A 6,000-nucleotide genomic window follows, 5' to 3' on the forward strand; every position below is an offset into this window, starting at 1 on the left:
CTGCATAAGGCATGTTTGCAAACTGGTTGCTTCTGCGCCCTCATCGACCGAAAGAGCCAAGCCATGACCGTTATTGAGCACGATTTCGGGCACGCAGGTCGCCTGACGGAACGGCGCTTTGCGCGCCTGCTGGAGCTTGACGCGTTGCATGAGGCGAATATTCGCGCCAATCCCTTGCCTTATCTCGAAAGGGCGAGCGAACGCATCTTTCGCCTCAGCGAAGTGCTTCACGACGCGCTCGCCGCCGGCAAGGCCCAACCGCAATCGGAAGCCGTCGAACCACGCAGCTTGATGGTCGATGCAGCAGAATACGATCGTTTGAAGAAATGTTTCGCCATCCTCGAGGCGGGCTACGCAAAATATGGCGCGCCCGACGACGTTACGTAGACGCCTCGCGACTTGACGGAGCGCTTTTCCGACCTCAAAAGCTACGCGGCTGCGAGCGACTCAGGCCGCCGCCTTGGCTTCGACCGGCGGCTCCCATTTGAAGAGTTCGGCCTTTCCCTCACCCGGCAGCGACGAAAAGCCCGCATCGCCGAGCACTTGCGCGAGCGCTTGGCCCTCGCCTGCCGGAAGGCTGATGTAAATCGGAGCGCCGCGGGAGATCAACGCGCCGAACAACATTGTGAAAGCGGCGTCGCGATGTCCCGCCGCCGCGGCGGTGAGTCGGACATTGATTGTCTCCTTGTTGGCAAGCGCCAAATCCAGGAGATCGCGCTCGGCCAAAAGCGCGCCGACAATTTCCTTTTCCGTGTTGTATACAACCGCGGAACAATTGTCTGAACAGCATTCCATCAGATTCGAGAGCGCGCGCTCCTGATCCGCATCGCTTGCAATCGACACCGGAATGTCGTCGGCGACGCCGCGCAGCAGATCCCAAATGCCCTTCATGTCGCCGAGCGACGCCTCTCTGCAGGCCAGTTCCGACACGTTCTCGCGCTCCCCTGTCATTGCGATCGCCGCAAACGCGACTAGCGCGAATTAAAGCAATTTGCATACCCTCACGCATGACGCCTTTCGGCGGCGCGACAGGCTGCAACATATGGCAAGGGATTTGCGACGGCGCCCGCGTGTTGAAGCATCGAGGTAAACATGCCGGATGAAGGCTATTTCGTAGACTGGGACGGAAATCTGCGTCGGACGGACGATCCGGGCGGCGGCTATTACTGTGATGTCGACCGGCCCGCGCGTTATGTCGCGATCATGACAAAGAGCGGCGCTTTGGCTCACGAAGCCACCTTTTACAAAACCACGGACGATGTCGCCAAAGCGGGGATCAAGGCGTCTCTTGTGCCCGGCTCTCATCCCTGGGGCCGAAAGGCGGACGGCTTCTAGAGCGATCAGACAAGAAGGGAGAGTCCTTCGTCATGCTGCCCACGACCATTCTCATCGATGACCGACCGCGCTGCGTCGTGCGCCCGACCGACAATAAGGACCTCAATCGCTTTCTACGAAATGGCAAAAGCTTTCTGCTGGCGCAGACGCCGGAGGGAAAGGTGACGCATCGGCCGGCGAGCGAATTGGAAGTTTCATATTGGCGGCAAGCCTTGGCGCTGCACAAGGCCTGGGGCGGCGAGGAAGAAAGCTTTTTCGGCGTTCCGCTTACGGGCGAGTTCGCAGGCGGCTGAATCCCTACCGCCTCGGTAGATCTCGCGAAAAAGATTACTCAGCGCTCACTCATCCATGCTCGGCGTGAGAATGACTTCCGGCGGCGCCCCCGGCCCCTGCCCGTGCAGAAATTCGACGGCGCTCACCAGGGAAAGTCCGCCGTCGCTCTCCATGAGCACAACCGCCTCGGGCGGCAGTTCGGTCAGCTTATTCAGTAATTCTCCAACGGTCATCTCGGCCCTTTCCGACAATTGGCTTTTGGTATCGCCGGGAACAATCAGCCGGGATGGATCATAATTTCCATTGTGTCTTCGAATTCATCATCGTCGTGAATGTGCGGCTCCGCTTCGCTTAGCTCCACGCCGCACAGACAAATATCATTTTCCATGACAACGATCGGAATAGGCTCCAGCGCTTTGTCTTTGCACGAACCTTTGACGCAAACGCCCGACTCGATATCGAATTCCGCCTTGTGGCGGCCGCAGCGCAGATGCGAATGATCGTCGCTGAAAAACCTGCCTTCGCCAATATTCAGCCAAGCGCCCGCATGCGGGCAGGCGTTCAAATAGCCGAGATATTGGTCGTTTTTTGTATGCACCACAAAGATCGAATAGGGCCGAGCCCCATCCGCCGTGACGCGGGACAGACTGAACGCCTTCGCCTCGCCAGGCTGGATTTCGCTTGTCGCACATATGACGAAAAGCTGCACTCCGTCGCTCATTGACCGCAAGTCCCCTTTGCGCCTCCAGACAGTCAGCCGTGTCAAAGCTGGCTCAAGATGACGTCACAACTCGTCAAAGGCGCAGTGTGCAAATGTCATCGGCGCCGCTGCGCTGCATATTGATGCAGGAATCTTGCCGAGGCGCCTTGCGTCCAGCCGTTGCGCAAAGGAAAAATGGCATGGCGCATGCGACGAGCGAAAGGGAGAAGCATCGATGAGCACCATGAGCATCGTAGAAGAAGCCAATCGGGATGAGCTCTCTCGGCTCGCAGGCTGCTATCTATTTTCCGGCACGAAGATTTGGACCGACGCCGCCGCCGTGCACCGGGACGACGGTCCGGCAATCGTGCTTCCCGACGGCGCCGAGCGCTGGTTCATTCGAGGCAAAGACGTCACGCGCGCCGTGAACGCTTTCTTTTACGAAAACAAATGGCCCGTCGAAAAAGGCTTGAATCGTCCCGAACAGCTCGCCTTGTTCAGGGCGAAATTCGTCGAGTGAGCGCCCCGCCCGCCGCTTGGCGGTGGCGGGGCCTCTACAAATCCGTCCTTAATCAAGCCGCCTGTTCAAGCGCCTTCGAACGAATGGAGTCGAGCTGCGATTTGCTGAGGCGGAAAATGCCACGTCCCCCGGACAAGGCTTGATAATCCGTCGGGGCCGCGTAGCTCAATTGGTCGAACCACTGCTGAGCCGACAGAGGCGCCGGTCTTTCGCTTATTTCGGCCACGGTGCCGTCGGAGGCGAAACGGACATGGATTATCGCGATGTCGGTCATCTTCCTCTCCTGTTTACAAGCCAGAGCCGAAGCCAAGCAGCTCGACCTTGATGTTCTCCGTGCCAAGGACAGTGGCGAAGCACGCAAGGCGGGACTTCGAACCGACGCCGACGATCGCATCGAGCTTCTCGTTCTCTTCGCGGGATGTTTTGGAGAGCCCTTTGCGCCCTTCGTGCACGAAGATATGCCATGGGCTCAGGTCGCTCTTGGCTGCGTCGAAATCCGGCAAAAGCTTTTCATCCGCTGACCGGATCGCCGTTAGCAGAGTCGTACCCTCGCCGGCCTCGACTGTCTTGCCCGACGGCATGATCGTGATAGTTGCCATGGTAGTTTTCCTTACTCCCTGTTAGTTCAGATCAATAAATCGCCGCTCCGGCGCCTACGTTGACGGAAGCGTCTTTCATCGTCTCCACGATAAAGGCGATGTGGCTCTCGGTGAGATGGGCATGGAAGGGCAACGCAACGGAACGGTCGGCGACTTTTTCCGTGACGAAGAAATCGCCACGACGATAGCCTATGTCCAGATAACGCCGCTGCGTATGAAGCGGCGCGCTATAAGCCGCCGCCTCGATATTTTCCACGCCGAGATCCTCGACGATCGAATCTCTCGACGACCGACTGAATCTGGTGCCGAGATGGACGACGTAGAGGAACCAGTGAATCTCCGTGACATCCGGACTGATAAAGGGATCCTTGATTCCCTCGAAGGACTTGATGTGCTTGAAGTAATAATGCTCGATGAGCTTGCGCTTTTCGAGAATCTCCTCGATGCGCTTGAGTTGCGAGAGACCGAGAGCCGCCGTGATGTCACACATCTCGACTTGATAGGGCGCGCTGGAGCCGACGACAACTGAAGAGCGCTCATTCATTTTATGAGCGCGAAATCTTTTCAAGGCGACAGCGACGTTAATGTCGTCGGTGACGACCATGCCGCCTTGGCCACAGACAAGCGGTCCCGGTTGCGAGAAATCGAATACCGCGGCGTCGCCGAAGGAGCCGACGATGCGGCCCTTATATTTGGAGCCGATCGCCTCCGTTGAATCTTCGAGCAGCGCAATCCGTCTCCGATTGGCGACGATCTCTCGCAGCTCATCCCATGGCGCGGGATGGCCGTTGGTGTTGCATGCGACAATCGCTCGAGTTTTGTCCGTCAATGCGGCTTCGACCTTGGCCGGCGCAATCGTGCCTGACCAATAATCGATGTCAACGAAGACGGGACGCGCCCCAATGAGCGCGATCGCATGGAGCGCCTCACGGAATGAATAGGCCGGCGCGATGACCTCATCGCCCGGTCCGACGCCATGCGCGAGCAGCGCGAGCAGCAGGCCCGTCGCGCCGCTGGATGTCGCGACGGCGAATTTTCGTCCGACATAGGCGGCGAAAGCGGCTTCGAACTCCTCGACGCGCGGGCCGCTCGACAGACGGCTCGATCGCAACACGGCTTCGACCGCGGCGATATCGTCAAGCGTCACGTCGGGATCGGAAAGCGGTAGGAATTCCCTAGCTCCCGCGCCGCCTTCTTCCGCCTCAAATTCCAACGTCGAGGTCACGATGCGGCCCTCCGGAAGGCAAGAATGATCCCCGTCGCCTCTGCCGGCTCGTTGGTGATCTGAACGCAGTGATCCTTGCCGTTTAAAAGGTGCAGGTCGCAACCCGGATAGCTCGAAAAAGGCGTTTCGATCACGTCCGACGCATCGCATTTCGAGAAGGAAAGATGGGGGAACTGCTTGCGCAGCGCCGTAATATCCGGCGCGCCGGCGGTCGCGAGGATCGCGCCAATCTGCGCCAGTTCTTCAGTGTTCGTGCCCATGCCTGATCCCTTCCCCGCCGACGCTACTGCCAAAACCGCCGCTCGGCGTCCTCGTTCAGATAGTCGAGCAACTCCGTCAGACGCTCGAAGCCGCGATCGAACTCCCAGACTCCGGCCACATGATCCTTGCGAAGAAGGCGCCAGCCTCTATTTTGATCATCAAAAAGAAGCAGCGCGATGTCGACGACGCCGCCATCCGGATCGATATTGCGCGAGCAGCACGGGCTCTGGATTCTGTATCCGTTGGCGGTCTTCAACAAAATCGGCGTGACATATCGGTATCGACGCCGCTTCGCGAGCGCCCGCTCGATTCGCCTGAGATCGAATTCGTTGGGCTGCGAAGGACTCACGATATCCGCTTGCGTCACCACTGGCTTACGCATCGCGCTCATCTCAGCTTAAACCGGTTCGATCTCTTCCTCCAAGCAACCGACCACCAAACCTTCGCCAAACTCGACAAGATAAATCGGCGTGTTTGTGTCCGTATGACTGCCGACCTGAACGATTTCGCCCTGTCCGCCGCTTGGAACAAGCAACGCTTCCGGCTCCTTGTCAGGATAGCCGCCGTCATTGACGAGGTCGTTAAGCGTTTTGACGCGCTGACCCCACTGATATCTGGGAAGTCTCGGGTCAATCATCTCACCTTGGCTCCAGGCAGCGGCAATTCTTCCTCCTCGTCGCGCGGAACCGCCGGCTCAAGTTCCTTACGCTTCATGCCGACGCGGTTGCCACTCTCCGCGAACTCCACGCCATAGATGTAAAATTGCTGGAGAAAGGTGCCGATGCTCACAACATAGCCAATCTCGCCTTTCTTCGCGAGAATGTCGCCGATCTCCTTGCCGGCGTAGGTGCCGTCATTGCGGATCGTTCGCTTCGCTTTCACCTTGTCGCCGAAAGAGTAGTAAGCCGGTTCGGTCAATTCGCACACTTCACTGTCGCGTACGATATTGCTCATCGCTTGCTTCTCCTTAAGACCCTGCGGGGCTTAGGCCCCGCAAGTCTCTCTACATTTCAGCGTTACGCGGCATTGATGAGCGCGCCCTGGCGGATCTCTGCGTCGCCGCGCTGGACATGTTCGATCTCGCCGG

14 protein-coding genes are annotated in these 6,000 nt (G+C 58.5%); 4 read left to right on the forward strand and 10 right to left on the reverse strand.

Features of this window, described 5'->3' with window-relative positions; all coding sequences use genetic code 11:
- Positions 1-63 precede the first annotated feature (63 nt).
- Complete coding sequence (locus AB7I51_RS13500) at positions 64-387, forward strand: hypothetical protein (protein WP_428404735.1); 324 nt, start codon at positions 64-66, stop codon at positions 385-387.
- A 60-nt stretch (positions 388-447) separates the two neighbouring features.
- Here the strand turns inward: AB7I51_RS13500 and AB7I51_RS13505 are convergent, their stop codons facing one another.
- On the reverse strand, positions 448-951 hold the full coding sequence (locus AB7I51_RS13505) for a hypothetical protein (protein WP_428404734.1): 504 nt from the start codon (positions 949-951) through the stop codon (positions 448-450).
- Positions 952-1,092: 141 nt separating this feature from the next.
- Here AB7I51_RS13505 and AB7I51_RS13510 point away from each other — a divergent pair, with 141 nt between their 5' ends.
- Both AB7I51_RS13510 and AB7I51_RS13515 read left to right on the forward strand, forming a co-directional pair.
- Positions 1,093-1,335: a hypothetical protein gene (locus tag AB7I51_RS13510; protein WP_428404733.1), complete on the forward strand. Its 243-nt coding sequence runs from the start codon at positions 1,093-1,095 to the stop codon at positions 1,333-1,335.
- Positions 1,336-1,367: 32 nt separating this feature from the next.
- The gene (locus AB7I51_RS13515) at positions 1,368-1,628 is read left to right on the forward strand and encodes a hypothetical protein (protein WP_428404732.1); all 261 of its coding nucleotides are present in this window, start codon (positions 1,368-1,370) and stop codon (positions 1,626-1,628) included.
- A gap of 45 nt (positions 1,629-1,673) precedes the next feature.
- Here the strand turns inward: AB7I51_RS13515 and AB7I51_RS13520 are convergent, their stop codons facing one another.
- Entirely contained in the window at positions 1,674-1,841 is a 168-nt protein-coding gene (locus tag AB7I51_RS13520) for a hypothetical protein (protein WP_428404731.1), read from the reverse strand.
- 44 nt (positions 1,842-1,885) lie between these two features.
- Positions 1,886-2,329, reverse strand: a complete 444-nt coding sequence (locus AB7I51_RS13525; RefSeq protein WP_428404730.1) for a Rieske (2Fe-2S) protein — start codon at positions 2,327-2,329, stop codon at positions 1,886-1,888.
- Positions 2,330-2,543: 214 nt separating this feature from the next.
- Between AB7I51_RS13525 and AB7I51_RS13530 the strand changes: the two genes are divergently transcribed.
- Complete coding sequence (locus AB7I51_RS13530) at positions 2,544-2,828, forward strand: aldehyde dehydrogenase (protein WP_428404729.1); 285 nt, start codon at positions 2,544-2,546, stop codon at positions 2,826-2,828.
- A 52-nt stretch (positions 2,829-2,880) separates the two neighbouring features.
- On the opposite strand, the gene AB7I51_RS13535 is transcribed toward AB7I51_RS13530, so the two are convergent.
- The 7 genes from AB7I51_RS13535 to AB7I51_RS13565 are packed head-to-tail and all read right to left on the reverse strand — an operon-like array spanning position 2,881 to position 5,867.
- Complete coding sequence (locus AB7I51_RS13535) at positions 2,881-3,102, reverse strand: hypothetical protein (protein WP_428404728.1); 222 nt, start codon at positions 3,100-3,102, stop codon at positions 2,881-2,883.
- Between the two features lie 13 nt (positions 3,103-3,115).
- Positions 3,116-3,427, reverse strand: a complete 312-nt coding sequence (locus AB7I51_RS13540; protein WP_428404727.1) for a 2Fe-2S iron-sulfur cluster-binding protein — start codon at positions 3,425-3,427, stop codon at positions 3,116-3,118.
- Positions 3,428-3,458: 31 nt separating this feature from the next.
- The gene (locus AB7I51_RS13545) at positions 3,459-4,655 is read right to left on the reverse strand and encodes a DegT/DnrJ/EryC1/StrS family aminotransferase (protein ID WP_428404762.1); all 1,197 of its coding nucleotides are present in this window, start codon (positions 4,653-4,655) and stop codon (positions 3,459-3,461) included.
- Positions 4,649-4,912 (reverse strand): DUF6129 family protein, encoded by a 264-nt coding sequence (locus tag AB7I51_RS13550; protein WP_409980201.1) that lies wholly within the window; start codon positions 4,910-4,912, stop codon positions 4,649-4,651. Before AB7I51_RS13550 ends, AB7I51_RS13545 begins: the two co-directional genes overlap by 7 nt.
- Before the next feature lie 23 nt (positions 4,913-4,935).
- Positions 4,936-5,295, reverse strand: a complete 360-nt coding sequence (locus tag AB7I51_RS13555) for a hypothetical protein (RefSeq protein ID WP_428404726.1) — start codon at positions 5,293-5,295, stop codon at positions 4,936-4,938.
- A gap of 15 nt (positions 5,296-5,310) precedes the next feature.
- Positions 5,311-5,550 (reverse strand): nitrogen fixation protein NifZ, encoded by a 240-nt coding sequence (locus tag AB7I51_RS13560; RefSeq protein WP_428404725.1) that lies wholly within the window; start codon positions 5,548-5,550, stop codon positions 5,311-5,313.
- On the reverse strand, positions 5,547-5,867 hold the full coding sequence (locus AB7I51_RS13565; RefSeq protein ID WP_428404724.1) for a nitrogen fixation protein NifZ: 321 nt from the start codon (positions 5,865-5,867) through the stop codon (positions 5,547-5,549). Before AB7I51_RS13565 ends, AB7I51_RS13560 begins: the two co-directional genes overlap by 4 nt.
- Positions 5,868-6,000 lie beyond the last annotated feature (133 nt).

Source organism: Methylocystis sp. (genome assembly GCF_050246715.1).
Classification (GTDB): Bacteria; Pseudomonadota; Alphaproteobacteria; order Rhizobiales; family Beijerinckiaceae; genus Methylocystis.